A 23,759-nucleotide genomic window follows, 5' to 3' on the forward strand; every position below is an offset into this window, starting at 1 on the left:
CACTACCATGGAATAGTCCGATGACTTGAACACCGGTGCAATCCAACACAAGCCGCTTGCGTACTTCGGCGGAGTGACCTGCTCGCTACGCCAAAGAACCCGCTACCGTCCAGCCAGGACTCTGTATTCGGCCGGCGTACTGGCGTGCGCAACCTTGAAGGCTGCAGTCAGGTGGCTCTGGGAGCTGAAGCCACACTCCAATGCCACATGCAAAATGGGTAGATCGGTCTGCATGAGCAGATCACGTGCATGTTCCAGTCGTAGATTCATCACATAGCGATGGGGCGGCATACCCATGGCACGCTGAAACAGCCGTCGGAAATGAGCCGGGCTGACACCCGCCTGGCCAGCCAGCGTGCTGATCGAGAGTTCCTGCCCCAGATGCTCGCGAATGTAGACCAGTACCGTATGCAGGCGCGCCAGATGAATATGCGGCGGATAAATACCTCTGCTCGCGTCAACCCGTAACGCACGATACACCTGCTCAAGCATGACCATGGCCAATCTTGCCATGAACCCCTGATCAGCCCCTTTCCCAAGACTTAGCTCATCCATCAATTGCCGGGCCGCTGCGCTCACCAAGCCATCACTGACGGGCAATGGTGCCTGCGCGCCAGCGCATAGTTCACGCAATTGTCGAAACACGCCATCAGTGCGCTCGGGCAGATAAAAGACCGCGAAATCAATGCTGCCGGAATAGTGCCATTGAGTGGCACAACCTGCAGGCAGCAGCATCGACAAGCGGGGCATCGAGGTTGAGCGCAACTCGCCCCCTGCCCCCTCATCCGCCCGCGAGCCACCGAACTGGGTCAACAGGGCCATGAAGTCAACGGGCGGGACGGATAGATCAGTCGTATGCAGGAAGTAGCGCTCCGCATACAAGGGGATTTCCCTGCACACCAGGCCGCCCAGCAAGGGCAATCCCAGTGTTTCATGGACCTGTTGCTGCGGATTCATGGGCATCTCGGGATGAGCATATTTTGACAAATATGACCGCTTTTCAGGTGAGTTGTCGATGTCGGGAAGAACAATAATCGGCCAAATATTCCGCCACTCGCCTTAATGCGAGGCGGGCACAACCGCTCGCCCGCATAACTGATCACAGCCAGGAGAACAGCGTGAGCAAGAAGACCGTCACTGTATTCGGCGCCACCGGGACTGCGGGCATCGCCTGCGTCAATGAGTTCATTCGCCAGGGCCTGGTCAATATCAATGTACTGGCGCGCCGCTCCGGCCAGGTGGAACGCTCATCGTCGGGCATCAGCAAGAGTGAGGCGCAAAAACAGCTGCAGTACGCCGAATGGGCGCGTCAGGGCGTGACCATCAAGGAGGTCGACGTCACCGTTACCGAAGCGCTGGTCCCGGCGCTGCGCGGCACCGACTACCTGGTGTCCTGCGTGCCGCTCTATGCAACCGAATCGCAGATGCCGCTGATCTTTGCCGCCAAGGAAGCCGGGGTCGAACGCTTCGTGCCATCCGAGTACGGCGCGATCTACGAATTCGAACAGTTCTGGCAAACCGACACCACGCACCGCTTGATGGCCCGGCAGAAGGCGTTCATCCGGCGCATGATCGAATTGGCCGGCATGGACTACACCATCATTCCGGCTGGTGCCTGGATCGAGTACTACATGCTCGAGCCGGTGATGGTGATGGGCGATCCCGACGTCAAGCTGGCCTGGTCGACCGGCGCGGATGTCGGTCGCATCATTGCGCATGTGCTGGCCCACCCGGCCTCGCGCAATGCGATCTGTCCAGTCGCGGCCACGGCCTGGTGTTCGTGGAACGAGCTGCTGGCCGCGCGCGAACAAGCCATGGGGCGCCCGATCGAGCGTAACGAGTTGACGCCCGAGCAGTGGCGCGCAGCCTACGCGGCTTCCCGTCCCGGTGCCATCCAGACCCTGCTGGCGATCGGCGTCGCCATGGTCGATACCCCAGCGGGCATGTCGCTGTGCGGCCACTGGAACAAGACCTTCCTCCCCGAGTTCAAGGGGACGCCGCTGCAAGAGCTGTTCGTCGACACCGTTGAGCCCTTCGTCGAGGCCACGCGCGCCACGCTGATCGCCGCCGGCGAACTGCCGGCCGACGCCTGACGCATCTCGAAAACCAAAGTGCAGGCCATAAGAAAAACCGAGTGATATGACGAGGCCCATCATGAAACTAAGTAACCGGATCAACCTGCCTGACATTTCAATAACCGGCTTTGAAACGCCCCTGAACGAGGTCGAGCGCGGCATCCAGGACAGCGTGCATCGCTTTGCCAAGGATTTCATGCGCCCCCTGGGTCAGGAACTCGACAAGATGACCGCAGAGCAGGTGGTCGCCCCCGGCTCGCCGTACTACAGCGTGTTCAGCGAAGCCGCCAAGCTGGGCCTGGATTCCGATCTGCTGGCCGAACTGCCGCCGGAAACGGCTGTACGCGTCGAATCCATGATCGGCGAGGAAATGGGCTGGGGCGATGCCGGCCTGGCGGTTTCCCTGGGCGTCAGCACCTTCCCGAACGAGATGGCCAAAGCCGTAGGGAACCAGGAGCTGATCGATCTGAGTGCCGGGAAAATCGGCTGCTGGATGATTACCCATCCGGACAAGGGTACTGACGCCGGCGCCTTCGACATGCAGCGCGACTGGGTGCCGGGGCAGTTAGGCAACAAGGGCAATCTCTTCGCCAAGGTCGGCGAGCACGAGATCGTCATTAACGGCCAGTGCTCGGCCTGGGTGTCCAACGGCGCGGTGGCCCAGGTGGCTCTGGCCTACATGACCGCCGACTATGGCAACGGCTTCTACGATGCCAATGGCTTGCCCTATGGCATCTCTGTAATCGTGCCCCTGGACTTGCCCGGTGTCAGCAAGGGCAAGCCACTGGAGAAGATCGGTCAGCGCGCCCTGCCCCAGGGCGAGGTGTATTTCGACAACGTGCGGATTCCCAAGCGCTTCGCCGTAGCCCTGCAGGACGAGTACTACGGCAACGTCGTTTCGACCTGGTCGTTCGCTGGCACCCACATGGCGCAATGGTTCACTGGCGTGGCACGTTCCGCCTTCGAACTGGCCCTGGCTTACTGCCATGAGCGCAAGCAGGGTGGCCAACTGCTGATCAACCACCAGCTTACCCGCTACCGCATCGGCGACATGATGCGTCGTGTCGAGCTTTGCCGGGCTGTCGCCCGCCGCTCCCTGGCCTATGCGCGCCTGTCCCCGCAGGGGCACCCCTGTGCCACGGCTTCCAGCAAGGTCACCGTGACCGAAGAGGCCATGCGCGTAGTCAGCGATGCCTTGCAGATGTTCGGCGGCAACGGCCTGACCCGCGAGTACCCCATGGAGAAGTTGTTCCGCGATGCCCGCGCCGCGCTGATCGAAGACGGCGAGAACATGATGCTCACCACCCGCCTTGGCTTCCTTGTCCAGGAGCTCTACGAAGACGGCTGGCCCCAGTACTGATCCCAAACCCGACTAACAATAAACTTTGGAGACAATAGAAATGGCTAAGTATCCCGTAGTTGTCTATGGCGCCAGTGGCTACACCGGCATGCTGACCATGGACTGGCTGATCGACCAGAACATCCCCTTCACCGCTGTGGCGCGCGATGCCAAGCGCGCGCAGGAAATGATGGCGCAACGTGTGGTACGCCTGGAGTCCGCGACCTATGAAATCATCGAGGCCGAGCACAACGTCGAATCGCTGAGCGCCGCCTTCAAGGGGGCCAAAGTGGTCTGCAACACCGTTGGCCCCTTCGTCAACTTCGGTTTGACCACCGTCGAGGCCGCGCTCAAGGCCGGCTGCCACCACATAGATACCACCGGCGAGCAAAGCTACGTCCGTCAGGTTCGCGAGCAATTTGGCGAGCTCTATCGTCAGGCTGGCCTGCTGGTTTCGCCATCGCTGTCCTACATGTTCAGCTTCTCCGAGATCGCCGCCGAACTGGCGCTGGAAACCCCCGGCATCGACGTGCTGGAAACCGCCGCCCTGTGCCGCGGCCCGCGTGATGTCGCCGGGGTCAGCCTGGGCTCGGCGGCCTCGATTTTCGAATTGTTCCACCGGGAGCAGTTCTACCTGTGGGAAAACAAGCTGGTGCAGCACCCAGCCACCGCTTCGTTCAACATTGTCGACCCCAACTTCATGCAACCGGTTTTCTGCCTGCCTTGGGGGGGAACCTCGCTGCCAATTTACTTCGAGCATGATCCGCGCGTGCGCGCCTGCACCTCCGCAGTCGGTTTCTACGACAACAATGTGATGCCGATGGTGCATGGCCTGAGCCAGAAGTGGGAAGCGGAATACAAGCACTTGTCCAAGGAGCAGCAGGACGCGGTGGTGAAGAGCCTGGTAGAGGCCACCACGCCGAGCATGCCGCCCCGCGAACGCACCACCTTGCAACGCAGCGTCGACATCGCTATCGGCCGCGGTCACCTGGCCGCCGTGCGCGCTACCGTGCATGGCGTCACACCCTATATTTCCACCGGTGCCCTACAGGCCGCGGCGGCGATCAGGCTGCTCGACGACGACACCAACAAGGTCGGCTTCGCTTCCGGTTCCAAGGCTTTTGGACACCGGTATCTGCTCGGTTTCCTGGAAGAACGCGGCCTGGCCCGTGCCACCGTTACCAAACTCTGATTACCGGCACAGGAACCACTTATGGCCATCATCGACTTTTACGATCGCGGCTGGGGCATCAACCCTGCCGGGGTCGCCTACATCCAGGGCGAGCGCGCTTACACCTTCAACGAAATCGGCGAGCTCTCGTGTCGCATCGCCAACAAGTTGCTCGCACTGGGCTTGCCGAAGGAAACCAAGGGTGCCGTCTGGTCAGGTAACGACGTCACCGCCTGGGCCTGCACACTGGGTCTATGGCGCGCCAACATGACCTGGATTCCAGTCAATGCGCGCAACTCGAGCGAAGAGAATCACTACATCCTCGACGCATTCGACTGCGAGGTGATGTTCTACCAGAACGATTTCGCGCAAATCATCACCGAGCTACGGTCCAGGCTGCCTAAGATCAAACACTGGATCTGTATCGATGCCGACGCTGTCGATGCACCTTCGTTGGAACTATGGAGTGCCGGCCAGCCGGCCAGCCGTCCCGAAGTCGCTTATGACATGGACGACGTGGTGGCGGTCTCACCCACTGGTGGCACTACGGGCACGCCAAAGGGCGTGATGAACACCCACCGCAGCGTGCAGACGTTCATCGCCCACTTCATGCTGACCTGTGCTTATCGCAATGGTGAAAAGCCGGTGAATATGGCCGCCGCACCGATGACCCACACTGCCGGCCTGTTGTCCGTACCCTGCACGGCGCAAGGTGGCACTGTAGTGGTCATTACCAAACCCGATCCGGCATTGATGTTGAACGCCATTGCGCAGCACAGGGTCAGCGAGCTCTTTCTGCCGCCAACGGTGATCTACAGGCTGTTGGAGATTCCCGGTATCGAGAAGCTGGACTTCTCCTCGGTGAAGTACCTGATGTACGGCGCGGCTCCCATGTCGGTAGACAAGCTGAAGAAAGCTATCGAGATTTTCGGCCCGGTCATGACCGGCGGCTATGGTCAGACCGAAGCACCGGCCAGCATCGCCAACTTTCGTCCCGACGAACATCTGGTGGGTGACCAATTCGCCGACGACGAACGCCTTTCCTCGGTCGGCCGCCCTAACCCGCTGGTCCGCGTCGAAGTGATGAGCGACACCCACCAGATCCTGCCGCGCGGTGAAACCGGTGAAATATGCGTGCGCGGCGACCTGATCATGAAGGGTTACTACAAGCAGCCGGCGAAGACCGCCGAGACCATCGTCGACGGTTGGCTGCATACCGGCGACATCGGCCATATCGATGCCGAAGGCTATCTACACCTCACCGATCGCAAAAAGGACATGATCATTTCCGGCGGTTTCAACGTCTATCCCAGCCAGGTCGAGCAAGTGCTGTGGGGACATCCGGCCGTTCAGGACTGCGCCGTGATTGGCGTGCCCGATGAAAAATGGGGCGAGGCCGTCAAGGCCGTGGTCGAGCTCAACCCAGGCCAGGAAACCACCGAGCAGGAGCTTATCGAGCTGTGCAAGGCCAGGCTGGGCAGCGTGATGGCACCGAAGTCGGTCGACTTCACTACCAGCCTGCCACGTAGTCCGGTGGGCAAGGTGCTGAAGAAAGATCTGCGCCAGCCTTATTGGGAAAAATCAGCTCGGAAGATCTGACGGGAAAAAATCGAGGTCGATCTCAACCTCGGTCCGCACGTGGCCGAGATACGCCTGCCTGATCCTGGTAACGACCAGCAACTTCAGTAAGCCGCTGCCCAGGCGCACCCAACGTCAACCACGCCGTGGGGTGCGAACTGGACACTGACCCACTGAATATAAGGAATTTTCAATGAGCAATATCTATATCGCCGGCATCGCCATGACCGTCTTCGGTCGCCACATCGAACGCAGCCTCGACGACTTGGCACGTGAGGCTTTCCAGGGCGCACTGAAGGACGCCCACTGCACTGCCGCCGATCTCGATATCGCGTTTTATGCCGGTATGACCAATGGCCCATTGCAAGGTCAGCTCTCGATCCCGGGTCAGGTCGTGTTCAGCAAGATCGGTATTGAAGGCATTCCTATCTATAACATCGAGAATGCCTGCGCTTCGGGTAGCTCAGCCTTCAATTTGGCCGTGCAAAGTCTCAAGGCCGGTACAGCCAGTATCGCGCTGGCGTTGGGTGCGGAAAAGATGAACATCCCGGATAAACTGAAGGCCCTCTCGCTGTTCGAGGCTGGTTGGGACGTCTCTCGCGCCGAAGAGAATTATCAGACGCTGGTGAAAATGGGCGAAGGCGTGGTGCCGCCTGCCGGGTCGGAATCGGACAAGCCTTACAGTAAGTTCATGGCCATCTATGCCGCATTGTGCCGTCAGCATATGAAAACCTACGGCACCACGCAGCGGCAGATCGCAGCGGTGTCGGCAAAAAACCACACTCACTCGGTCCATAACCCCTACTCACAATTTCGCAAAGCCTTCGGTATCGACGAAATCCTCGCCGCCCCTCCGATCACCTACCCGCTCACCCTGCCAATGTGCGCGCCGCTGTCGGACGGTGCAGCAGCCGCCATCCTGTGCACCGAGGAAGGACTCGCACGCATCGGTGCCGACAGGAGCCGCTGCATCAAGGTAGCGGCCAGTGTCATCCGTAGCTTTAGCCATCGACGGCTCGATCAGCCGGAACTGAACGTCGGTCACCTGGCAGCTAACCAGGCCTATGAACAGGCGGGCCTGGGGCCGCAAGACATGCATGTCGCCGAAGTCCATGACGCCTCGGCGATGGGCGAAATCATTCAGGTCGAAAACCTGGGCCTGGTCCCGTTCGGTCAGGGCGGACCTGCGGCTGAACGTGGCGAATTCACGCTGGGCGGGCGCATCCCGATCAATACCTCAGGTGGCCTGGAATCGAAAGGCCATCCACTCGGCGCTACCGGGATCGGACAACTCTACGAACTGGTGACGCAACTGCGCGGAGAGGCTGGCGCACGCCAGGTACATGGCGCACGCCATGCAATCCAGGAGAACGGCGGCGGTTTGCAGGGTATTGAGGAGGCAGCCGTCGCGATCCACATTCTCAGCAAATAGTTGTTGTCAGCCAAAAACTTGTAGTGGCCAAACCAATCAAAACAAGAAGGATAAAAAACATGTTCCAAAACAAAGTAGTCGTCATCACCGGCGCAGGATCAGGCATTGGTCGGGAGTTGGCTATCCAGATGGTGGAAGCTGGCGCGCACGTCGCCCTGTCGGACATCAACCAGGTTGGTCTCGACAAAACCATGAAGCTATTGCCTGACGCCAGTAAAGCCAAAGGTTACCTCCTGGACGTATCGTCCTGGGACGCCTTCCAGGCCCATGCCGACGAGGTAAAGCGAGATTTTGGCACGGCGCACTTCGTCATCAATAACGCAGGTGCCGCAGTCATCGGGACAGTTGCCAACACCTCCATCGATGAGTACGAGTGGCAACTCGGTATCAACCTGTGGGGCGTGCTGTACGGCACCAAAGCGTTCCTGCCGATGATGCAGGCCCAGCGGGAAGGCTGCATCGTCAACATTTCCAGCGTATTTGGCCTGGTAGGTTTCCCGATGCAAAGCGCTTACAACATGTCGAAGTTCGCCGTACGGGGTCTCACCGAAGCACTATGGTCGGAACTTGAGGGCAGCGGCGTGCGCGCCGTGTGTGTGCACCCTGGCGGAATCAAAACCAATATTGAAAAGGCCGGACGACGCTGTAAAGCCGCCGGTAGTACAGAAGAAAGGTTCAAAGCGCTTGCCGACAAGATGCTACTGACGCCAGCGGCAGATTGTGCCGGCGACATCATCAAGGGGCTGCGCAAAGGAACCAAACGCATTATCACAGGGAACAAGTCGAGCACCTTGTTCTGGATAAGCAGGCTGTTCCCCAATAGCTATCCGGCATTACTCAAGCTGCTTGGCTGAGGCCCGGAAGTTACAAGATGTCTCAGCGCGACGCGAAGCGTCACCACCTCTCAGGAACAATTCCATGACCGACAGTTATACACGCAAGCTGTTTATTTCTGCCGCCTGCTTCAACGTATTCGCAGGTCTTCCATTACTCGTAGCCCTACAACCCGTAGCTGCACTGTTGGGGCTGCAAATTACCCCTACCTCAACCCTCTTCATTCAACTCACCACGTGCCTGGTTATCATATTCGGCTGGGCCTATTGGATGATCGCTCGCGATCCGCTGCAGTATCGTCCCTATATCCTGCTCGGGATAATCCTGAAAGTACTGTTTGTTGTGGTGGTCTATGGTCACTGGCTGGCGGGCAGCATCCCCTGGCCATTGCCAGTAGCGGCATCGGGCGACATCGTCTATGCATTACTGTTCTGGCGTTATTACGTATGCGTCCGGCCATCATGCCTTGCGTAACTAAACCGGTTATCACTGATGCGGCAGTAACTGATCGATTTCACTCGCCTGCTGCGTCGACGCCAGATGACGCTGGGCGATCATCCATGCATGCATATCCATCGCCGGTACGGCTAAATAGCGTAAATTTTCTCCAGCCTTGCTCATGAGACGACTGCCAGATAAGGCATCAATTCACGCGAACGCAGTGAGGATTCCACTGAGAGCCAGTCGTTTTGTAGGGGTAAAAACGACCAAAAATAAAAAAGGGTCGCGAGATAAAATCTCGCGACCCTTTTGAATTATATGGTCGGGACGGAGTGATTCGAACACTCGACCCCTAGCACCCCATGCACGCAGAACTCTAGCAAACCCTTGGTACATGGTTGATTTCTATGGCGCTCGCTGCAATCGAATAGCTATAGATCAACATAGAGTCACGACAAGTCACGCAAAAGTCACGCAACCCATTTCCCTCCCCGGCGTCCTGCCGAACGAACACCACTCCAAATCCCCCTGCTACGCTGAAAACTCCACGGAGGATTCGCGATGCCAAATTCTGACCTGCTCCCTTCCCTGCTGTTCAAGATCAATGAGAACCAACTCGCCCTCGAGGCCGCCATCATGGAGCTATCCAACTGGGTGGAGGCTCGCGGGTCGGCTGACGTCGCCGAAAACGTCCGTGGTGCCTTGGACACGATCGACCGAAATGAAGAGTTCATCAAGCTGACGCTTGCGGTGTTGATTTCGCCGGAGTAAGCATGGACATCAAGGAATGTTGTGCGGATTTGCTGGCGTTTTTTGGTCCTGGGGTTTTAAAGGCTTTCAGGGGGTGTTGCACCCGCTACCCCACCCTAAAAAACGAACGTTTGGTACAAAAAGTGGTACGAGATTAACTCCCTCATCTAGAGCCCTGCCGACTGTTCATCATCCCCAAATCCGATGCACTTGATCGCCCACGCCTAGGTCAAACCCTTAACGCTCGATAGTAATTCTGACTTGGAATGTGACCGTATCAAACACGGTACACCAACTTATTGATGATGCTGTCTGCCGGAGAGCCCCCGATGTGGGTGGCTAAACAAATGGGCAATCGGACTGGACAATGATCGCCCGGGTTTATAGGCGTTGGATGCCATCGGGTAATGAGGACAAAGGGTTTAAAGCTGAAAGAGCTTTCGCCAGAGTCACACCAATGCTCACTAAATTAACTCGCAAGACCTGACAGACATAATAAACTTTAATGCTTCAGGTGCCTTCCAGCCGACCACCGCCAAATTAAACGCGCCTGACAGGTCAACAACTCTTTCAGTGTGGTGATAGAAAAATGATAGTCTCAGCTTATCCAAAGACAGTTTTTTATCACCAACGATGCTTTCCATTTGTATAATTGCGTTCGACGATGACTCCACTGCGATTCTAAAAGATGAATCCCCATCAATATTTATGATTGAGGACTGCGCTTTCAGAATGCGAACTCTTGTAATATCAGGAAATGTTTGAAATTTTTTGTACCATTCATAAACATCAAGCTTCACGGGCTCGAACGAGAATGGCCCCGAAAATGCACGACGTAGCGTAGATACAAACTGTTTGAGGCTTTTCGGTGACGATTCAATGAAAACGTGATGAAAGCCATCAGATATCTGAACCAAATAAAACTTGAAACTAATGTATTGAAGATATGCATTACGCTGTGGCTCACCATAGACATCGGTGATGTTATCAATAATTTCACTCTGCTCGTGATACCTGAATATAGAAAAGCCAAGCTCCTGATCGATTAGCTCAACACCTGAGCCTTCTTCGATGCTGAAAGACGCTGAATTGAGCATGGAGACAATTTTATCTGCCTCCGCACCAATGCGCAGTGAGAAAGCACGAAGCCTGACATTTCGCATTATGTTTTCCCTATGGTGAGAAATTTAATGGTATCTTCCGCAGCGCGAACGATCAGCTTCTTTATCCGATCTTCCTCCGGGGGTGAAGCTTTAACCCTTGCGCCATAAACTCCATGACTCTGATAGTGCTTAACACCCTTGAGTATATAAGAGAAATCAGAACAAGCCGACTTATTTCCGAACTGAGACTCTATTACATATATATCGGAATCAACCTGATTATTATCCTTGGCATGCCATAAAATCTTGCAAATATAAAAACCTTGAGCCTCAAGCGCCAACAACTGCTCAGATTCTAAAACTCCCTGCCCACTTAGCTGAGCTTTAGTTATATGTGTAGTTGGACGTGGACTTTCAAGTGGAAGTTCTTCATCTTCGTCTTCCTGTAGGTCGTCGACAGTCAAGTCGACCTCTTTAATTTTAGGATTGAATGTAGCCACATCGATGACATCGACTTGCTTAAATTTAGGCAACCGCTCAATCAATTCTCTAAAGAAGCGGGTGCGGAGCTCCGGATCGGGGTATGCAGAAAGAGATATTTCCGAGACTGTTACTTCACTTGAAGTCATAACTTCAATTTGGCTTTGCAACTGAGCACTTAGGTTTTTGAATTTATCGTTCATTGGACCGCTAACTTTCCAACCCTTGCGAAGCGGCTCGAGCGTTATAACCGCTTGTTTCTGAACTACCTGCCTAAATTCAGACTGACCAAAATCAGTTTTCTGGTAGTGAATAGTGCACGTAATAACCCCATTCACAGACGAGATGTCAATGACGTCGTGCTCTTCTGCTTCGAAAAGCTCCTTAGTCGACTCCAGGGATTTCATCATGTCATCGGCAGTGACAGCGGTCGTAATACTTATGTTGGTAGTCCGCTCTCTAACACTGTGAGCGCCGATTAAGAGAGACAGTTTTTGGTAGTCCGCGTAATCATGGAAAAAGCTGCTGAATTGTCGCGCCAAAGCTTCTTTGTCAGTATCAGGAGAAATAATTATACCTCTAGAAAGAAACAACTCGCGCAAGTGTGCGATAGTGACCTTGCGCTGAGTTAGCGCATCAAACATCGCTTTATCAGACGCATAATAAATGCTGCCAATTTTCATGCGCGATCCCACCCTATCTGCTCAGCCTTGTAATTGTGAACCGCCATATTAACTATTTCAAGCTCTATACGCTCCAAGATAGCACGCCGGTGCTCGTCCTCGTTCCAGTCTCGAACGTAGCTTGCAATAGCACTCATGTAGTTACTGCGAAGGTTTGCGCTTGAATTGCGACAAATCACACGAATACGGATCTTCAAATCCTTATCGCCCTTTAGAAGCTGAAACCTAGATAGAGCGTCGAACAAATACATGAACTCGAATTCAGACTCACCCGATCGACGGTAATATATTATGTATCCTTCACTATGAGTTTGTGATCGAACACCTTCAATAGATTCCGACGTAACAGCACCATGATGAATTATCATGTAAGGTGCGGCTATCAACTCCATAGTTGCAGGTCTCGACCAATAGTCTCCGGATGGTTTGTGCAAAACCATCTCAGGATATAAAAATGTGTATCGATGCCGGGGGAAGGTGTCAGCTGCTATTAGAGAGTTTATATCCTGACGAAGAGTTGCCATATGATTTATCAGCGCAGGCTCTGCGATATGTAACTGTTGCCCTTCCCTGACATGCATAGTCTCAAAGCGGAGATTTTGAAAATGATCATAAAAATCACGATCATATTGATCATCATGATTAAATACGAATAATAGTCCTTTGACGACGCGGCGCTCACTTTTTATTGCCACATACCGGTCGCGCCACTCAGTGCTTACATGCGCACATTCAATTGAGCGAGCTAATGAAACCAACGCTTTTTTTATCTCAGTGGAGCTAATTGAGCCTTTAGCATAGCTCTTGAGATCAGTATGCATGTAAATTTCTTTATTCGCATACGGGTCGAAATATTTAAAAACCACATCGGTAGGGTGATGGTGCTCCCCATCTTTTATTTTAGAGTGAAGATCTTTTTTCTCACACTTGTAATTTAGGTTAGTCGGACCTACAACTTTCCATTTAAAAAAAGAAAATATTTCATTTGAAATTTTTTCCGCTATTCTTCCAATGTTCGATAACTCACCGCCTGACATACCAATTCCTTAATAGCTGTAATCGTGACCTTAGAGGACGTTGTCGGCGGTGTTTTCTGGCCTCCTGCCTACCTCGTCATGCTAGAGGAGCGACAGTAGACTAAGCGTTGCTATGTCTCAAGAAAGTTCTCGCATGCCAGTTCAACAGGCTGCTCAACGAATGACAGCAAAATGGAAGTCTTGGCACTGAAAGCCACGAAATACAAAGGCTAGCCTGGAGTTCAACCCCCCTCTACTCCACCAAACAAGCGAAACAAATCAGACGCTTAGCGATAATCGCAATTGCCTTTTTGTGTCCAAATGGGCTGTTTTGGCTCTGCAGTGCTAGCTTAATGGCAGCGTTGCCAGAAGCCCCTATGCGTCTCGTCGCCCCGATTCGACAAATCCGCCGCGTCTAACCACTGTATATAAAACCAGAACCCAGCACGGAAGAAGTCAGTAAACACCGATGAAGATAATCTTCGGCGACCTCGGCATGCCAACGCTCCTTCAAATGTATTCAGGGGACTAACTACCCCAAAATCCCCCTAGGATCGGTGGAGCTGCTTGCCTGAAAGGTTCACATGACACACCTTGAAATCCGGCCATCATGCCACCATCTTGGCATCAACCCTCCCACTGACAACTCATTGGACCTGAGGGTGAAGCAAAACTCACCCAAACGATCAGGATGGCGACATGGCAAAAAAGTCAAGGTTCTACCATATAAAAACTCGTAACGGACATGGTCCACTAGGTGACTGGATGGTTCCAGCGAGAACAAAGCTACATGCTGAAAGCTACTTTAAAACACCAGATATTGCCGTATACCACAGTAAGCACATTGGCCAATTCGACGTCGACACTTACGCAGACACAAGTAGAGGTGTCATTTTTTTCGCCACTGTGGGTGGAGAGCTATTCCAATTTGAGTTTGAAGATGTCGGCTACGCTTGGCTCAAAGAGCTCTTCCTGTCTCAGTACAATGTTGCCGAGCAGGACTTGATGGAGGACCTTAATTAGGGATTCGTCAATGGAGGCCGCGGTCATCGTCAGCCCTGGCCGCTGCTTCCAACTTCTTATCACATCCTATCCGCTGACGGCGCTCGGCCAGCAGGGGCCCAGAGCTCACGCGAGCACTTTCAGTGCAGGTCATACAGCTCTTTGCGCTCGGATGCGCCATGCGGAACACACCTCAGCTTGCCGGTCTTGATCAGGCTGCCGATATTCTGAAATCGCCCGGCGCCAGCTAGGTCGTTCAGTTTATTGGTCGACCAGCGCCGCGGCGCCCTGGGCTCGCACATGCACCAGTAACTCAGTTTTTTGCCTCCTCCCCAGCGTTCTGCCGACCTCAAACGCCCCCGCAACGCTGACCCCATAGCCGAGGATTCGCGATGTCACATTCTGACCTGCTCCCTTCCCTGCTCTTCAAGATCAACGAAAACCAGCTCGCTCTGGAAGCCGCCATCATGGAACTGTCTAACTGGGTAGAGCAGCGCGGATCGGCCGAGGTCGCCGAAAACGTCCGCAGTGCCCTGGATACCATCGACCGCAACGAGGAGTTCATCAAGCTGACTCTGGCGGTGCTTCTGGCGCCCTAATAACCCATATCAACTTGAGCTCAATCAGTCTCTAATCAAGGCCCGTTTTTTTTGGCTGGGAAGGAGAAGAGCCGAAGGCTGGCCATTCGTTTTCCATTTCTTCTGAAATTTTACTGAATTCGTCACTTAAAACTTCTGGATCTGGATTTCTAGAATCTCGCATTTTTCTCAGAAGCCGCTGAGCTTTTCGACATTTTCGCCAAAACCACTTTGAACGCTCCTCAAACCGAAGTGTATTGTTAATCAGAAGAAGCGCCGCCGGCATCGCCGTAAGAGCGGTCAACAAAATTCGAAATCCTGTTTCACCCAAGCCGACTTCGGGCCAGTCTTTCGCATTTGAACCAATCAATATCGCCGCAATAAAGCTGGCCATAACGGTAATACCAAAAACAAGATGAGCATAGTTATAGTTGCGCCGCGCCCATACTTGGCAATGATCTATTTCCTTTGATAGTTCACCTACAAGTTCCTGCGACATGATTTTTCTCCTAACGAACCAATCTAGCTTAGGACGCCGAGCCCGCGACTTATAGACTAGCCTATGTCTTGCTGAATAGGTCTAACGAGTGGCAGGGATGACTTAACTCTCTGTAGGCCATTTCAGGGTCGGACGCCAGGTCGCTTCGAGCTTGCGCTTCAGCGGAGTGGTTGAAGGCTTATCGACGCGAGCCAGCTTTCTGTACAGGCTAACGCCCTGAAAGATCGCCCAACGCTTCCGTTCCGGCACACCAAGCTCGCCCATGGACTCGCAGAAGATCTCGTCGCAGCGCTCACGCGTGATACTCACGAGCTCGCCCGCAACCACGATCGCCAGGTATTCGCACAGCAGGTCGTGCACAACGGCAGCCTGGCCGTAGCTTCCCCATGGCGGAATCAGGTTCCACACCAGCTGCGGTACGCTGGCCCCATCGGTGAGATAACCCGCCGGCACGGTGACCCACTGCTCGCTGTACTTGTTGCCCAGGTAGTAGCGAAATGGCGTGATCACCCGCCAGTGATCAGCACCGAGGATCTTGCTGGCCTCGGCGTCGTAACGGATATCCAGCGGGGCGGTAAATGACTGCATCCCTACCCCTCACGATAACGTGCCGCCCGCCAGGCGGAATTGCTTGATCAAGTCCTCTAGGCGGTGCTCGCGCTGGCCATACCCTGCCCCAGGCAAACTGGCCCAGATGTTTCGGCACTTCTTGATAGCGGTTTCGACCCGACCGGCATGCACATCCGGCAGCGCTCGGCATTCGCGGATGTGCTGCAGGGCCAGCAGATCCTGGCTGATCGGACTGAAGTCCGGCAGCTTGAGCAGCGCCCGGTAATGCGGCCAGTCCTTGAGCATCTGCTGATACCGTCCGGATGCGTTCGAGGTCAGACCCTTGCTGTTGATCACCTTGGACTTGCGGCCTCGGGCGAACGGATGATCGGTTAAGTCCTTGAACACCTCCGGCTTGCGGTCGATGCCAGTGACGATCACGTCATAACCATCCATGGCCGTGGCCGGGGAAGTACCGGTACCCTCTGCCCAAGCCAGCATATCGAGGAAGGCGAGCGCGTTGCGGCTCCCTGCCCTGCTCTCTGAAAGTCTTGCCATTGTTTTTCTCCAGGCGAAAAAAAGCCCGCGGTTGGCGGGCTCAAAAGAGTTTGTTTAAACCACAATAAATGGCCGAATTTTTTACCCAAGATCAACCGTCAACGTAAGCGTTCCTGGTGCAATAGCGTGCACGAATGCCGCCGCCGAAAATGATCCTGCTTCTAAGGTACGGACGCCTGCATGGATGTTCGGCCAGTTAGCTCCGCTCCAAAAAAGCCCCTGCTTAACATCACGCAGATGTGGTTTCCTCCACATAGCATGCGGAACTTCAGCGGTGGAATGAGCCCCGGCGATGCTACCGTCGAAAGTCACCGTGATTTTGGAACGGTTGTAGTAGCGTTTAGTCCCATCCAGAATCTCTAGCCCCCATGAACTGATATTGTCGATTGCGATATTCCCACTACCCGGTACTACAGAATTGAGCTGGCTCGCGGGCACCACTCCTTCGAGGGCAATTTGTCCTGTCACAAGGTTCTGATTGATCTCGATAGTGCCATCACGCACGACTCCACGCATGTTCTCGCCAAAATTGACAAGATTGCGATTGCAGTTCGTGAGGCGCAGTTCAGCGATACGCCAATCCCTCGCCCCAGCCTCGATCATCACCGCAGCACTCTCTGTTCCGTCATGTGAGGTGCCTTGGATGCTGTCGAAGTTTACTGACTCGTAAATACCACCACGATTGGTCGCACCGATCACTAAACCGTGACCTGCAACCGAGTTGCTATCAATTCCATCAATGATCCCAAACTGGGCGCCGGCTCTATCTACGATTCCAGGGCCAATCGCGTTTGGATTCGCGGGCGTCGTCAGACGCCTCAGCGACACTTGGGGGAAAGAGAAGCGGTTTTTATTGATCACGCTTCCATTACCAAACGTGATCTCGAGCCCAGGCTTGTACACCCCACCCCAAGCAAAGGCATTCTGCTGAATGCTGAGGGCTGCAATGCTGCCGAAAGCACTTCCATCCATCAGTAATGCGCCCCACGATCCGGTGACGATAATGGTATCCCCATGGAATCGGGTAAACGGAGCCACGTACAGCGAACGTCCATACAGCGCACCGTTAGAGTTTAGGTATCCGATTTTGCATGCTGTCTGTACTCGAACAGAGTGTATCTCCTCCCCCGGGTAGAGCAATGAAGTACGCGGGACGGTCGGGATTGTGGAGTTGTCGAGCCAGCCACAGTAGTTAGTGGTCAAATGCCAGATTGGAATATCTGCAGGCCCCTTGAATACAAACGCTTCGTACAACGTATCGATCACGTTGATTTGCCGGAAGTCATACGGGGAGGGACTGCCGAGAGGGCTCCCTTGCAAGCCGTAGTCATCCACACCATCAGTGCGGAAGCTGTACATCAGCGCAGTGTTGTACTGCGTTAGGATGCCTACTCCTTTGATCCGTCGGACTTGCAACCAACCGATGCCAAAACGGTGCGAGTGAATACGCATCCCGTAAACCAGATCTTCCAGGGAGTTTGAAACATCGCCCTGCTCGCCTGCGTTGCCATCCAGGATGACACCCTCAATCCCACCATCCATGGGGTAGCCCAAGTTGGAGCCGTTTTTCCAGGCAGCCCAGTAGTCAAACCGGTCGCTTTCCAGAATGGTGCAGTTAGCACCCGCCATGAGTTTGATTACAGCTCGGCCTGGTACCCCCTTCAAAAACGCACCGCCTTTCCAGATCAGCGTTTCTGAAGTGACTAGTTTCAGATCATGCAGGTCGATATATCGCGGAGAAATTGCTGCAGCGTTGAGCGCGGCCTGCGCAGCCGCCCAATCAATAGATTGTTCACCCGAAGTGACATGAGGGTAGTCAGCCTGCACTTCGGCCAAGTTCGCGTAACCACGATAGGTGCTAGTCCCATGGGTATACCATTCAGACACAGGATGATAGCCACCATCCCCAATTGCGCCAAAATCCATTACCGAAACAATGTCATGCATATTGTTTACGTCCATCACTCTAGTTACTCCATTTCTATTGGCATAAAAACTTGCACTCGACGAGCCATTAAATTTCGGGCACAAAAAAACCGCTCAAGGCGGCATTGGTATCGCGCGACTCAGCTACCCGTTTATGCTCCAGCGGGCGATTCGCCTACGTGTACTGCTACAAGGGGCCGCGGCGATGAATACACATGTCAGAGTGAAGACGGCCGATCTGATCGGCCAAGCCCTGAACTGGGCAATGGCCCTGGCCGAAGGGAAGCAGGCCAGGATCACCAAGAGCGGTGTTTGCCTTGCCTTGGGCGGAAGCACTTACGGAAAGATCAATCCAGCCACGGATGAAAAGGCGGGGACGCTGGCGATACTGCGGCACTGCGTCCGTTTTGACGTTTGGCTGCCAGGCCATCAGTGGGCCGCAAGGGTTGGCGAAACCGTCGCCGGCGGACCAACCATCACCATCGCAGCTTGCCGCGCTATCGCAGTTGCCAGCCTGGGCGACGTCATCGACATCCCGACGGAACTCATCTAACCCCTCTTCCACCTACCAGCCAGTCGGTGAGCGGCGGGAGAGGGAAAGTGTTCGCCCTGCACGCACAACCTCGCCATCCATGGACTGGTAAAGAGTTGGCGGCAGGGGAAATGCAGAAACGATACACCAACTGAATTAGAGCTACCAATTCTACTTGTGACCTGCCGGTGAACGGCGGGCGAGGAATCCGTATGGCTTTCAATATTCCAGCCGCCGTCAAGTGCCCTAAATGCGACTACACCGGGCACGAACTGCGCCTGACCACACAAGCCAGTTACTGCCCAAAATGTTTCGAAGAATTCATCCAGCAGCATGTGCCGAAATTGGTGCCTGACCCTGATGGGAAGCAATTCGACCCCAATAGCCAAGTCGTCACCCTTTAACCGTTCTCACCTTCTGCCGCAACGCGCGGCATGGAACATCATCATTTAACTGCCCCATCAGGGGAAAAGGATGCTGTATGGGCGCACAAAAATTGCAGCCACGCTTTATCCGCGCCGGCGAGGCGCCGGCCTACTTGAGCATGAATTTGCCTTTGTTTAACGAAATCGTCAGGCCGTTCGTGAATGAGTTCCCGATCGGGGAACGCGGTGTCGGCTTCGATCGGCAGGAGCTTGATGCGTGGGCATCGTCTTACGTGGCAGCCAAGGCAATTGATAAAAAGGGCGCGACGGAGCAACAATTGCCCCGCAGCGAGCGCCAGAAAGGAGAAACACAATGGCGCGAAAAACGATCACAGGCCTCTCCCAAAGGAAAGGTCTCTGGCATATCGACAAGAAAATCAACGGCGAAAGACTTTACGAATCTACTGGAACAAGTGACCGGCAAGAAGCAGAGCGCTACCTGATACACCGACTGGAGCAGATCCGGCAGGAGAAGGTCTACGGCGTTCGGCAGGTCAGAACGTGGCGGGATGCGGCGATACGCTTCTTGGTCGAATTTAAGGATCAGCCTTCGATCAAGCTTTCGGCTCACCATCTTTCACAGCTGGACGAATTCATCGGCGACATGCCGCTAACCCATATTGATGACCAAGCCCTCGGGCCTTTCATTAAGGACAGGTTGGCGACCAAGACGCTGCCGGATGGCAGGGTGAAGAAAGGTGTGAGCAACAGGACGGTGAATATCTCGATCGAGCGTGTGGTTCGGGTTTTGTCGTTGTGTGCCAGGAAGTGGCGAGATGATGAGCGGCGGCCATGGCTGGATAGCGTGCCAATGCTCACGAAGCTGGAAGAAAAGAAATCGAGTCGTAAGCCCTATCCGATGTCGTGGGAGGAACAGTCGATTCTTTTCGGGGAGTTGCCGGCCCACCTTCAGACGATGGCGCTGTTCAAGGTGAACACTGGCTGTCGCGAGCAGGAAGTTTGCAAGCTGAGGTGGGGCTGGGAGATTTCGGTGCCGGAGCTCGGTACCAGTGTGTTCCTAATCCCGGCTGACTTTGGCGGCAGACACGAACGGTCTGGCGTGAAGAATGGCGACGAGCGCCTGGTGGTGCTGAACAGCGTTTCCAAGTCGATAATTGATCAGCAGCGCGGCCTGAGCAAGGAATGGGTTTTTCCTTACAACGGCAACGCAATGCACCGAATGAACGACTCGGCTTGGAAGAAGGCGCGAGTGAGAGCGGCGAAACTCTGGCAGGAGGAAAACCTTCGCCCCGCTCACCCAGGTTATGCATCCATAAGGATCCACGACCTCAAACACACATTTGGCCGTCGGCTGCGCGCAGCTGGCGTCACCGAGGAAGACCGAAAGGCACTTCTGGGCCACAAGAACGGCAGCATCACCAGTCACTACTCGGGCGCTGAGCTCGGGCATCTGATTGAAGCTGCGAACATGGTATCAGCAACCGATTCGCGTGGACCGGTCCTGACAATCTTGAAGAGGAAGCAGGCGTGAAAAATCGAGGAGTCACGCAAATGTCACGCACATGAAAAAGGCCAATGCTGTGAACATTGGCCTAAGTCATTGAATTATATGGTCGGGACGGAGTGATTCGAACACTCGACCCCTAGCACCCCATGCTGGGGACCATAGCGACCCAAGCACTTGTTTTATAAGGATAAAAACCCTTTCTGGTAGTGGCAAAACATCCGCTTTTTTGTGCTTATGCAAACGAAAACACGCGGCCTCCAGAGGAGGTTTTGCGCACAATCCTCACGGCGTTCTGCCGACCGAACGAAGAGCTCATCACACTGCCATCTAGCGACAAGCAAAGGGCCTATGGGGGAGTGCCAACAAGGTCATAATTGATCAACAAAAGGCTGCGCTAATCACAGATTGGTTGATCCAAATTTATGCACCGTCAATTATCTGTTGACCTGACTGATTCGTACCAACAAACTTTTCTTTTCCTGTGTATTTCTATAGGTTTGTCTGATGCGTAAATCATTCACTGTCGTTGCATTAAGCCTTCTTGTATCGCAGTACTCCCTCGCTGGCGAAACCACCAACACAGCTATCGGTGGCGGTGTCGGTGGAGCCCTTGGAAGCGTTGTCGGCCAGGCTATGGGGGGTAGCACCGGCGCTGCGATCGGAGCCGGCGTAGGTGGCGCAGCTGGGGGCGCAATGACCGCGAAGAGTGGCAACAAGACCGAATCAGCCATTGGCGGCGGGCTCGGTGCAGCGGGTGGTCAGGTAATCGGCAACAGTGTTGGTGGTTCCACTGGCGGCCTGATCGGCGCTGGACTGGGCGGCGCAGCAGGTGGTGCTATCGGCAACAATCTGGCCAACGATAACGATAACGATAACGACCACTACGACCACAAGCATAAAAAGAAGCACAAGAACAAACATAAACACAAACATGACGACTGATATCGGATTCCTCGATTGAGCAATTGGAATTGCTTTATTTCAAAAGGGAGTGGACGTGGCTCCTCCCTTTTGTTCATCTTTCAAGCCGAGCACTCATTGGAGCGCCTTTCTGCACTGACTTTGCGGCTCGCCAATTGCGGTGTCAAAGCCTGGGATGCCGCATAGGAATCGCCAAAGGCCTTTATAATCAAGGCCTTGAGCCTGAAATACCTCCCGAAATCCACCCACTTTTGCGACTGTTCAGAACCCAATAAACATTGGTCCAAACGGTTGCGTTTTGGGGAAGAAATCCACAGAAGAAATCCCACCACCGGCGTCCTGCCGAACGACCATCCAAGCCAACACACCACTGATGCAGCAGTACTTATGGAAATATCCTAGAGGGCTTGTGTTTCAAGGATATGCATTGTGGATTGTCTAAAACTCTAGCCCGACTTTGGCGCCTTTCGGGTCAATGAAACCGAGCAAGCCAGAGGTAGTTTTAGACAGGTTTTTCACCTTTCTACCGGCGTTCTGCCGAATGCGCCCCCTCTCCCCTCAAGCCAATGCATCGTCGGCTGCTACGCTGATTTCCGACATAGAGGAAATCCCATGCCGAACTCAGACCTGCTCCCTTCCCTGCTCTTCAAGATCAACGAAAACCAGCTCGCCCTTGAGGCCGCCATCCTGGAGCTTTCGAACTGGGTTGAGCAACGCGGTGCGGCCGACGTCGCCGATAACGTCCGCGGCGCCTTGGACACGATCGATAAGAACGAAGAATTCATCAAGCTGACGCTCGCGGTGCTGATGACGCCTGAGTGACTTGCTTTGCATTCCGTCGCCGCCATTCGCCATCGCCCCCGGGCTCGCTTACTGTATATCCAAACAGTATCCGTAAGGCATCACCGTGGACCCCTACGAAATCGAAGACACTAGCGAATGGCTCGGCAGTCCGACCAGGCTGGAGACCGTCAAGCATTACGCAAGCATGCTTGAGGAAGACGTCCAGGATCTAAAGCGTCAGCTAAAGGCGGCAAAGGAAAATATTTCCACCCTGGTGGAAATGAACGACCAGCTGTCGACCGAACTCCAAAAGAAGCGGGCATGGATGGCGAACCTGGAGGCGGAAACCACCGACCAGCTTTTCAAGATCCGAAGCCTGACACTGGTCCTGGATCAAAAAGAAAGGATCATTCGCGATCTGCAAGCTGGCAATCAGAGGAGCTGAACATGTGCGGACGACTTTCCCAATACGATGGCATCCACGAATTCGTGGCGGCACTCAGCATGCCCAACCCTCTGGTCAACAGCACCGGCGACCGGCCTTTCGAGCGGTACAACGCCGCTCCGACAACCCAGCTCGCCATCTTTCACCAGGAAGGCGAATATCTGCACGCCGATATGGTGCGCTGGGGATGGCGCCCGCATTGGGCCAAGGACCGCGCAGCACCAATCAACGCCAGGGTGGAGAAAGTCGCACACGGCCCCTTCTTTCGCGCAATCTGGCCGCATCGGGCAATCATCGCCATCAACAACTGGTTTGAATGGGTAGATGAAGGCGGACCAAAGAAGCAACCCTACCTGATCCGCCGGCGGGACCGGTCGCCAATCCTGTGCGCTGCGATCGGCCAATATCCGAACGCCGAGCATGAGCCCAGCGAACACGACGGCTTCGTGATCATCACCGCCGACAGCGCTGGCGGTATGGTCGATATCCACGACCGCCGACCTGTGACGCTATCGCCAGAGCTCGCCCGGGAATGGCTCGACCCGGCAACGCCGAAAGAACGCGCCGAGCAAATGGTGCTGCTGCAAGGCGAACCGACCGAGGCGTTCGAGTGGTTCAAGGTGGATCGGGCAATAGGCAACGTGCGCAATCAGGGGCCTTATTTGATCAAACCAGCCGAGGAAGAAGGCCGGCTTTAAGTTGCGGTCAGCGATCTCAACCGCTCTTCAGTCGCCGAATCGAAGATGACATAGAGCCGATCAATGGTCGACTCACTCAGGGCGCGGGCGGATTCCAGGCCAAGCACAAACCCATCAGCGCGTGCGCCCGCTTTCGCCGCAACAATCATTGAATCCGCCAAGGCAATCTGAGCAAGAAGCTTGTCGGCTTCGCGCTCAATCATTGGGCTCAGCTCTACACCTTCCATCCCACCACCTTTATTTGAACGATCGGCTGCAGAATAGCGGCATACTTCCTTGATGGTTGCAGACAGGCAAACATGCCTTCTCCCCACAGGAAGGTGATGCATTCACACCAAGATGTTCGCTGGGGTAGCGCGGTTTTGAGCTAAATGACACGGTAGCGCCAATCCATGCCAAGGCATAGAAGATCGCTCGCGGCCCCTTCTTTCTGGGGTAACGCCCACCAACCACACTGTGGGCACGCACGCCCC

The 23,759-nt window shown here is 54.7% G+C and carries 28 protein-coding genes and 1 pseudogene; 19 read left to right on the forward strand and 10 right to left on the reverse strand.

Annotated elements, in window-relative coordinates; all coding sequences use genetic code 11:
• Positions 1 to 102: 102 nt before the first annotated feature.
• Positions 103 to 957, reverse strand: a complete 855-nt coding sequence (locus ACIOVD_RS02320) for a helix-turn-helix domain-containing protein (RefSeq protein ID WP_401125877.1) — start codon at positions 955 to 957, stop codon at positions 103 to 105.
• A 161-nt stretch (positions 958 to 1,118) separates the two neighbouring features.
• Here ACIOVD_RS02320 and ACIOVD_RS02325 point away from each other — a divergent pair, with 161 nt between their 5' ends.
• The 7 genes from ACIOVD_RS02325 to ACIOVD_RS02355 all read left to right on the forward strand — a co-directional run bounded on the left by ACIOVD_RS02325 (position 1,119) and on the right by ACIOVD_RS02355 (position 8,903).
• Positions 1,119 to 2,093 (forward strand): NmrA family NAD(P)-binding protein, encoded by a 975-nt coding sequence (locus ACIOVD_RS02325; RefSeq protein WP_401125879.1) that lies wholly within the window; start codon positions 1,119 to 1,121, stop codon positions 2,091 to 2,093.
• A gap of 61 nt (positions 2,094 to 2,154) precedes the next feature.
• Positions 2,155 to 3,435, forward strand: a complete 1,281-nt coding sequence (locus ACIOVD_RS02330; RefSeq protein WP_159995032.1) for an acyl-CoA dehydrogenase family protein — start codon at positions 2,155 to 2,157, stop codon at positions 3,433 to 3,435.
• Positions 3,436 to 3,475: 40 nt separating this feature from the next.
• Entirely contained in the window at positions 3,476 to 4,606 is a 1,131-nt protein-coding gene (locus ACIOVD_RS02335) for a trans-acting enoyl reductase family protein (protein WP_159995030.1), read from the forward strand.
• Between the two features lie 21 nt (positions 4,607 to 4,627).
• Positions 4,628 to 6,184, forward strand: coding sequence for a class I adenylate-forming enzyme family protein (locus tag ACIOVD_RS02340; protein ID WP_401125882.1), 1,557 nt, complete (start codon positions 4,628 to 4,630; stop codon positions 6,182 to 6,184).
• 172 nt (positions 6,185 to 6,356) lie between these two features.
• On the forward strand, positions 6,357 to 7,595 hold the full coding sequence (locus tag ACIOVD_RS02345) for a thiolase family protein (RefSeq protein WP_401125883.1): 1,239 nt from the start codon (positions 6,357 to 6,359) through the stop codon (positions 7,593 to 7,595).
• Positions 7,596 to 7,654: 59 nt separating this feature from the next.
• Complete coding sequence (locus ACIOVD_RS02350) at positions 7,655 to 8,449, forward strand: SDR family oxidoreductase (RefSeq protein ID WP_154860589.1); 795 nt, start codon at positions 7,655 to 7,657, stop codon at positions 8,447 to 8,449.
• Between the two features lie 64 nt (positions 8,450 to 8,513).
• Positions 8,514 to 8,903 carry a hypothetical protein gene (locus tag ACIOVD_RS02355; protein ID WP_401125885.1) on the forward strand — a complete coding sequence of 130 codons (390 nt, stop codon included), beginning with the start codon at positions 8,514 to 8,516 and terminating at the stop codon, positions 8,901 to 8,903.
• Positions 8,904 to 8,915: 12 nt separating this feature from the next.
• On the opposite strand, the gene ACIOVD_RS02360 is transcribed toward ACIOVD_RS02355, so the two are convergent.
• Positions 8,916 to 9,050: a hypothetical protein gene (locus ACIOVD_RS02360; protein WP_401125887.1), complete on the reverse strand. Its 135-nt coding sequence runs from the start codon at positions 9,048 to 9,050 to the stop codon at positions 8,916 to 8,918.
• 381 nt (positions 9,051 to 9,431) lie between these two features.
• On the opposite strand from ACIOVD_RS02360, the gene ACIOVD_RS02365 reads away from it, so the two are divergent.
• Positions 9,432 to 9,641 (forward strand): hypothetical protein, encoded by a 210-nt coding sequence (locus ACIOVD_RS02365; protein ID WP_401125889.1) that lies wholly within the window; start codon positions 9,432 to 9,434, stop codon positions 9,639 to 9,641.
• Between the two features lie 251 nt (positions 9,642 to 9,892).
• A pseudogene (locus tag ACIOVD_RS02370) lies at positions 9,893 to 10,107 on the forward strand (site-specific integrase); the annotation flags it as partial.
• Here ACIOVD_RS02370 and ACIOVD_RS02375 read toward each other — a convergent pair.
• From ACIOVD_RS02375 to ACIOVD_RS02385, 3 genes are read right to left on the reverse strand one after another with little or no spacing between them, the layout of a single operon-like run.
• Positions 10,085 to 10,783, reverse strand: a complete 699-nt coding sequence (locus ACIOVD_RS02375) for a hypothetical protein (protein ID WP_401125891.1) — start codon at positions 10,781 to 10,783, stop codon at positions 10,085 to 10,087. The pseudogene ACIOVD_RS02370 and the gene ACIOVD_RS02375 sit on opposite strands and share 23 nt — an antisense overlap.
• The gene (locus ACIOVD_RS02380; RefSeq protein WP_401125893.1) at positions 10,783 to 11,886 is read right to left on the reverse strand and encodes a hypothetical protein; all 1,104 of its coding nucleotides are present in this window, start codon (positions 11,884 to 11,886) and stop codon (positions 10,783 to 10,785) included. The genes ACIOVD_RS02375 and ACIOVD_RS02380 overlap by 1 nt, the downstream gene beginning before the upstream one ends.
• The gene (locus ACIOVD_RS02385) at positions 11,883 to 12,923 is read right to left on the reverse strand and encodes a hypothetical protein (RefSeq protein ID WP_401125895.1); all 1,041 of its coding nucleotides are present in this window, start codon (positions 12,921 to 12,923) and stop codon (positions 11,883 to 11,885) included. Before ACIOVD_RS02385 ends, ACIOVD_RS02380 begins: the two co-directional genes overlap by 4 nt.
• A 678-nt stretch (positions 12,924 to 13,601) precedes the next feature.
• On the opposite strand from ACIOVD_RS02385, the gene ACIOVD_RS02390 reads away from it, so the two are divergent.
• Entirely contained in the window at positions 13,602 to 13,925 is a 324-nt protein-coding gene (locus ACIOVD_RS02390; protein WP_401125897.1) for a hypothetical protein, read from the forward strand.
• A 371-nt stretch (positions 13,926 to 14,296) separates the two neighbouring features.
• Positions 14,297 to 14,503, forward strand: coding sequence for a hypothetical protein (locus tag ACIOVD_RS02395; protein WP_401125899.1), 207 nt, complete (start codon positions 14,297 to 14,299; stop codon positions 14,501 to 14,503).
• A 31-nt stretch (positions 14,504 to 14,534) separates the two neighbouring features.
• On the opposite strand, the gene ACIOVD_RS02400 is transcribed toward ACIOVD_RS02395, so the two are convergent.
• The 4 genes from ACIOVD_RS02400 to ACIOVD_RS02415 all read right to left on the reverse strand — a co-directional run bounded on the left by ACIOVD_RS02400 (position 14,535) and on the right by ACIOVD_RS02415 (position 18,050).
• Complete coding sequence (locus ACIOVD_RS02400; RefSeq protein ID WP_401125901.1) at positions 14,535 to 14,981, reverse strand: hypothetical protein; 447 nt, start codon at positions 14,979 to 14,981, stop codon at positions 14,535 to 14,537.
• 102 nt (positions 14,982 to 15,083) lie between these two features.
• The gene (locus tag ACIOVD_RS02405; protein ID WP_401125903.1) at positions 15,084 to 15,569 is read right to left on the reverse strand and encodes a DUF1353 domain-containing protein; all 486 of its coding nucleotides are present in this window, start codon (positions 15,567 to 15,569) and stop codon (positions 15,084 to 15,086) included.
• 9 nt (positions 15,570 to 15,578) lie between these two features.
• Positions 15,579 to 16,088, reverse strand: a complete 510-nt coding sequence (locus ACIOVD_RS02410; RefSeq protein ID WP_401125905.1) for a glycoside hydrolase family 104 protein — start codon at positions 16,086 to 16,088, stop codon at positions 15,579 to 15,581.
• Positions 16,089 to 16,169: 81 nt separating this feature from the next.
• The gene (locus ACIOVD_RS02415) at positions 16,170 to 18,050 is read right to left on the reverse strand and encodes a hypothetical protein (RefSeq protein WP_401125907.1); all 1,881 of its coding nucleotides are present in this window, start codon (positions 18,048 to 18,050) and stop codon (positions 16,170 to 16,172) included.
• A 169-nt stretch (positions 18,051 to 18,219) separates the two neighbouring features.
• Between ACIOVD_RS02415 and ACIOVD_RS02420 the strand changes: the two genes are divergently transcribed.
• From ACIOVD_RS02420 to ACIOVD_RS02455, 8 genes are all read left to right on the forward strand, one after another.
• A complete protein-coding gene (locus tag ACIOVD_RS02420) occupies positions 18,220 to 18,567 on the forward strand; it encodes a phage protein NinX family protein (RefSeq protein WP_401125909.1) in 348 nt (115 codons plus the stop codon).
• A gap of 191 nt (positions 18,568 to 18,758) precedes the next feature.
• Complete coding sequence (locus tag ACIOVD_RS02425) at positions 18,759 to 18,950, forward strand: hypothetical protein (protein WP_401125911.1); 192 nt, start codon at positions 18,759 to 18,761, stop codon at positions 18,948 to 18,950.
• 77 nt (positions 18,951 to 19,027) lie between these two features.
• Positions 19,028 to 19,414 carry a hypothetical protein gene (locus ACIOVD_RS02430; RefSeq protein ID WP_401125913.1) on the forward strand — a complete coding sequence of 129 codons (387 nt, stop codon included), beginning with the start codon at positions 19,028 to 19,030 and terminating at the stop codon, positions 19,412 to 19,414.
• Positions 19,300 to 20,463: a tyrosine-type recombinase/integrase gene (locus tag ACIOVD_RS02435; RefSeq protein WP_401126172.1), complete on the forward strand. Its 1,164-nt coding sequence runs from the start codon at positions 19,300 to 19,302 to the stop codon at positions 20,461 to 20,463. Before ACIOVD_RS02430 ends, ACIOVD_RS02435 begins: the two co-directional genes overlap by 115 nt.
• Before the next feature lie 480 nt (positions 20,464 to 20,943).
• On the forward strand, positions 20,944 to 21,381 hold the full coding sequence (locus ACIOVD_RS02440) for a glycine zipper domain-containing protein (protein WP_401125915.1): 438 nt from the start codon (positions 20,944 to 20,946) through the stop codon (positions 21,379 to 21,381).
• A 591-nt stretch (positions 21,382 to 21,972) separates the two neighbouring features.
• A complete protein-coding gene (locus tag ACIOVD_RS02445) occupies positions 21,973 to 22,182 on the forward strand; it encodes a hypothetical protein (protein ID WP_401125917.1) in 210 nt (69 codons plus the stop codon).
• 85 nt (positions 22,183 to 22,267) lie between these two features.
• Positions 22,268 to 22,588 (forward strand): hypothetical protein, encoded by a 321-nt coding sequence (locus ACIOVD_RS02450; protein ID WP_401125919.1) that lies wholly within the window; start codon positions 22,268 to 22,270, stop codon positions 22,586 to 22,588.
• A 2-nt stretch (positions 22,589 to 22,590) separates the two neighbouring features.
• Complete coding sequence (locus ACIOVD_RS02455; RefSeq protein ID WP_401125920.1) at positions 22,591 to 23,286, forward strand: SOS response-associated peptidase family protein; 696 nt, start codon at positions 22,591 to 22,593, stop codon at positions 23,284 to 23,286.
• Here the strand turns inward: ACIOVD_RS02455 and ACIOVD_RS02460 are convergent.
• Positions 23,283 to 23,513 (reverse strand): hypothetical protein, encoded by a 231-nt coding sequence (locus ACIOVD_RS02460; protein ID WP_401125922.1) that lies wholly within the window; start codon positions 23,511 to 23,513, stop codon positions 23,283 to 23,285. The two genes, ACIOVD_RS02455 and ACIOVD_RS02460, sit on opposite strands and share 4 nt — an antisense overlap.
• Positions 23,514 to 23,759 lie beyond the last annotated feature (246 nt).

Source organism: Pseudomonas sp. NPDC087626, from assembly GCF_044743405.1.
Taxonomy (GTDB): Bacteria; Pseudomonadota; Gammaproteobacteria; order Pseudomonadales; family Pseudomonadaceae; genus Aquipseudomonas.

Bases quoted from the DNA above. Each gene is read 5' to 3' on its own strand.
- ACIOVD_RS02415 (WP_401125907.1), bottom strand. From the start codon at position 18,050: ATGGACGTAAACAATATGCATGACATTGTTTCGGTAATGGATTTTGGC.
- ACIOVD_RS02375 (WP_401125891.1), bottom strand. From the start codon at position 10,783: ATGCGAAATGTCAGGCTTCGTGCTTTCTCACTGCGCATTGGTGCGGAG.
- ACIOVD_RS02445 (WP_401125917.1), top strand. From the start codon at position 21,973: ATGCCGAACTCAGACCTGCTCCCTTCCCTGCTCTTCAAGATCAACGAA.
- ACIOVD_RS02455 (WP_401125920.1), top strand. From the start codon at position 22,591: ATGTGCGGACGACTTTCCCAATACGATGGCATCCACGAATTCGTGGCG.
- ACIOVD_RS02340 (WP_401125882.1), top strand. From the start codon at position 4,628: ATGGCCATCATCGACTTTTACGATCGCGGCTGGGGCATCAACCCTGCC.
- ACIOVD_RS02385 (WP_401125895.1), bottom strand. From the start codon at position 12,923: ATGTCAGGCGGTGAGTTATCGAACATTGGAAGAATAGCGGAAAAAATT.
- ACIOVD_RS02410 (WP_401125905.1), bottom strand. From the start codon at position 16,088: ATGGCAAGACTTTCAGAGAGCAGGGCAGGGAGCCGCAACGCGCTCGCC.
- ACIOVD_RS02345 (WP_401125883.1), top strand. From the start codon at position 6,357: ATGAGCAATATCTATATCGCCGGCATCGCCATGACCGTCTTCGGTCGC.
- ACIOVD_RS02460 (WP_401125922.1), bottom strand. From the start codon at position 23,513: ATGGAAGGTGTAGAGCTGAGCCCAATGATTGAGCGCGAAGCCGACAAG.
- ACIOVD_RS02320 (WP_401125877.1), bottom strand. From the start codon at position 957: ATGAATCCGCAGCAACAGGTCCATGAAACACTGGGATTGCCCTTGCTG.
- ACIOVD_RS02335 (WP_159995030.1), top strand. From the start codon at position 3,476: ATGGCTAAGTATCCCGTAGTTGTCTATGGCGCCAGTGGCTACACCGGC.
- ACIOVD_RS02400 (WP_401125901.1), bottom strand. From the start codon at position 14,981: ATGTCGCAGGAACTTGTAGGTGAACTATCAAAGGAAATAGATCATTGC.
- ACIOVD_RS02390 (WP_401125897.1), top strand. From the start codon at position 13,602: ATGGCAAAAAAGTCAAGGTTCTACCATATAAAAACTCGTAACGGACAT.
- ACIOVD_RS02360 (WP_401125887.1), bottom strand. From the start codon at position 9,050: ATGAGCAAGGCTGGAGAAAATTTACGCTATTTAGCCGTACCGGCGATG.
- ACIOVD_RS02425 (WP_401125911.1), top strand. From the start codon at position 18,759: ATGGCTTTCAATATTCCAGCCGCCGTCAAGTGCCCTAAATGCGACTAC.
- ACIOVD_RS02430 (WP_401125913.1), top strand. From the start codon at position 19,028: ATGGGCGCACAAAAATTGCAGCCACGCTTTATCCGCGCCGGCGAGGCG.
- ACIOVD_RS02440 (WP_401125915.1), top strand. From the start codon at position 20,944: ATGCGTAAATCATTCACTGTCGTTGCATTAAGCCTTCTTGTATCGCAG.
- ACIOVD_RS02405 (WP_401125903.1), bottom strand. From the start codon at position 15,569: ATGCAGTCATTTACCGCCCCGCTGGATATCCGTTACGACGCCGAGGCC.
- ACIOVD_RS02350 (WP_154860589.1), top strand. From the start codon at position 7,655: ATGTTCCAAAACAAAGTAGTCGTCATCACCGGCGCAGGATCAGGCATT.
- ACIOVD_RS02365 (WP_401125889.1), top strand. From the start codon at position 9,432: ATGCCAAATTCTGACCTGCTCCCTTCCCTGCTGTTCAAGATCAATGAG.
- ACIOVD_RS02355 (WP_401125885.1), top strand. From the start codon at position 8,514: ATGACCGACAGTTATACACGCAAGCTGTTTATTTCTGCCGCCTGCTTC.
- ACIOVD_RS02395 (WP_401125899.1), top strand. From the start codon at position 14,297: ATGTCACATTCTGACCTGCTCCCTTCCCTGCTCTTCAAGATCAACGAA.
- ACIOVD_RS02420 (WP_401125909.1), top strand. From the start codon at position 18,220: ATGAATACACATGTCAGAGTGAAGACGGCCGATCTGATCGGCCAAGCC.
- ACIOVD_RS02380 (WP_401125893.1), bottom strand. From the start codon at position 11,886: ATGAAAATTGGCAGCATTTATTATGCGTCTGATAAAGCGATGTTTGAT.
- ACIOVD_RS02330 (WP_159995032.1), top strand. From the start codon at position 2,155: ATGAAACTAAGTAACCGGATCAACCTGCCTGACATTTCAATAACCGGC.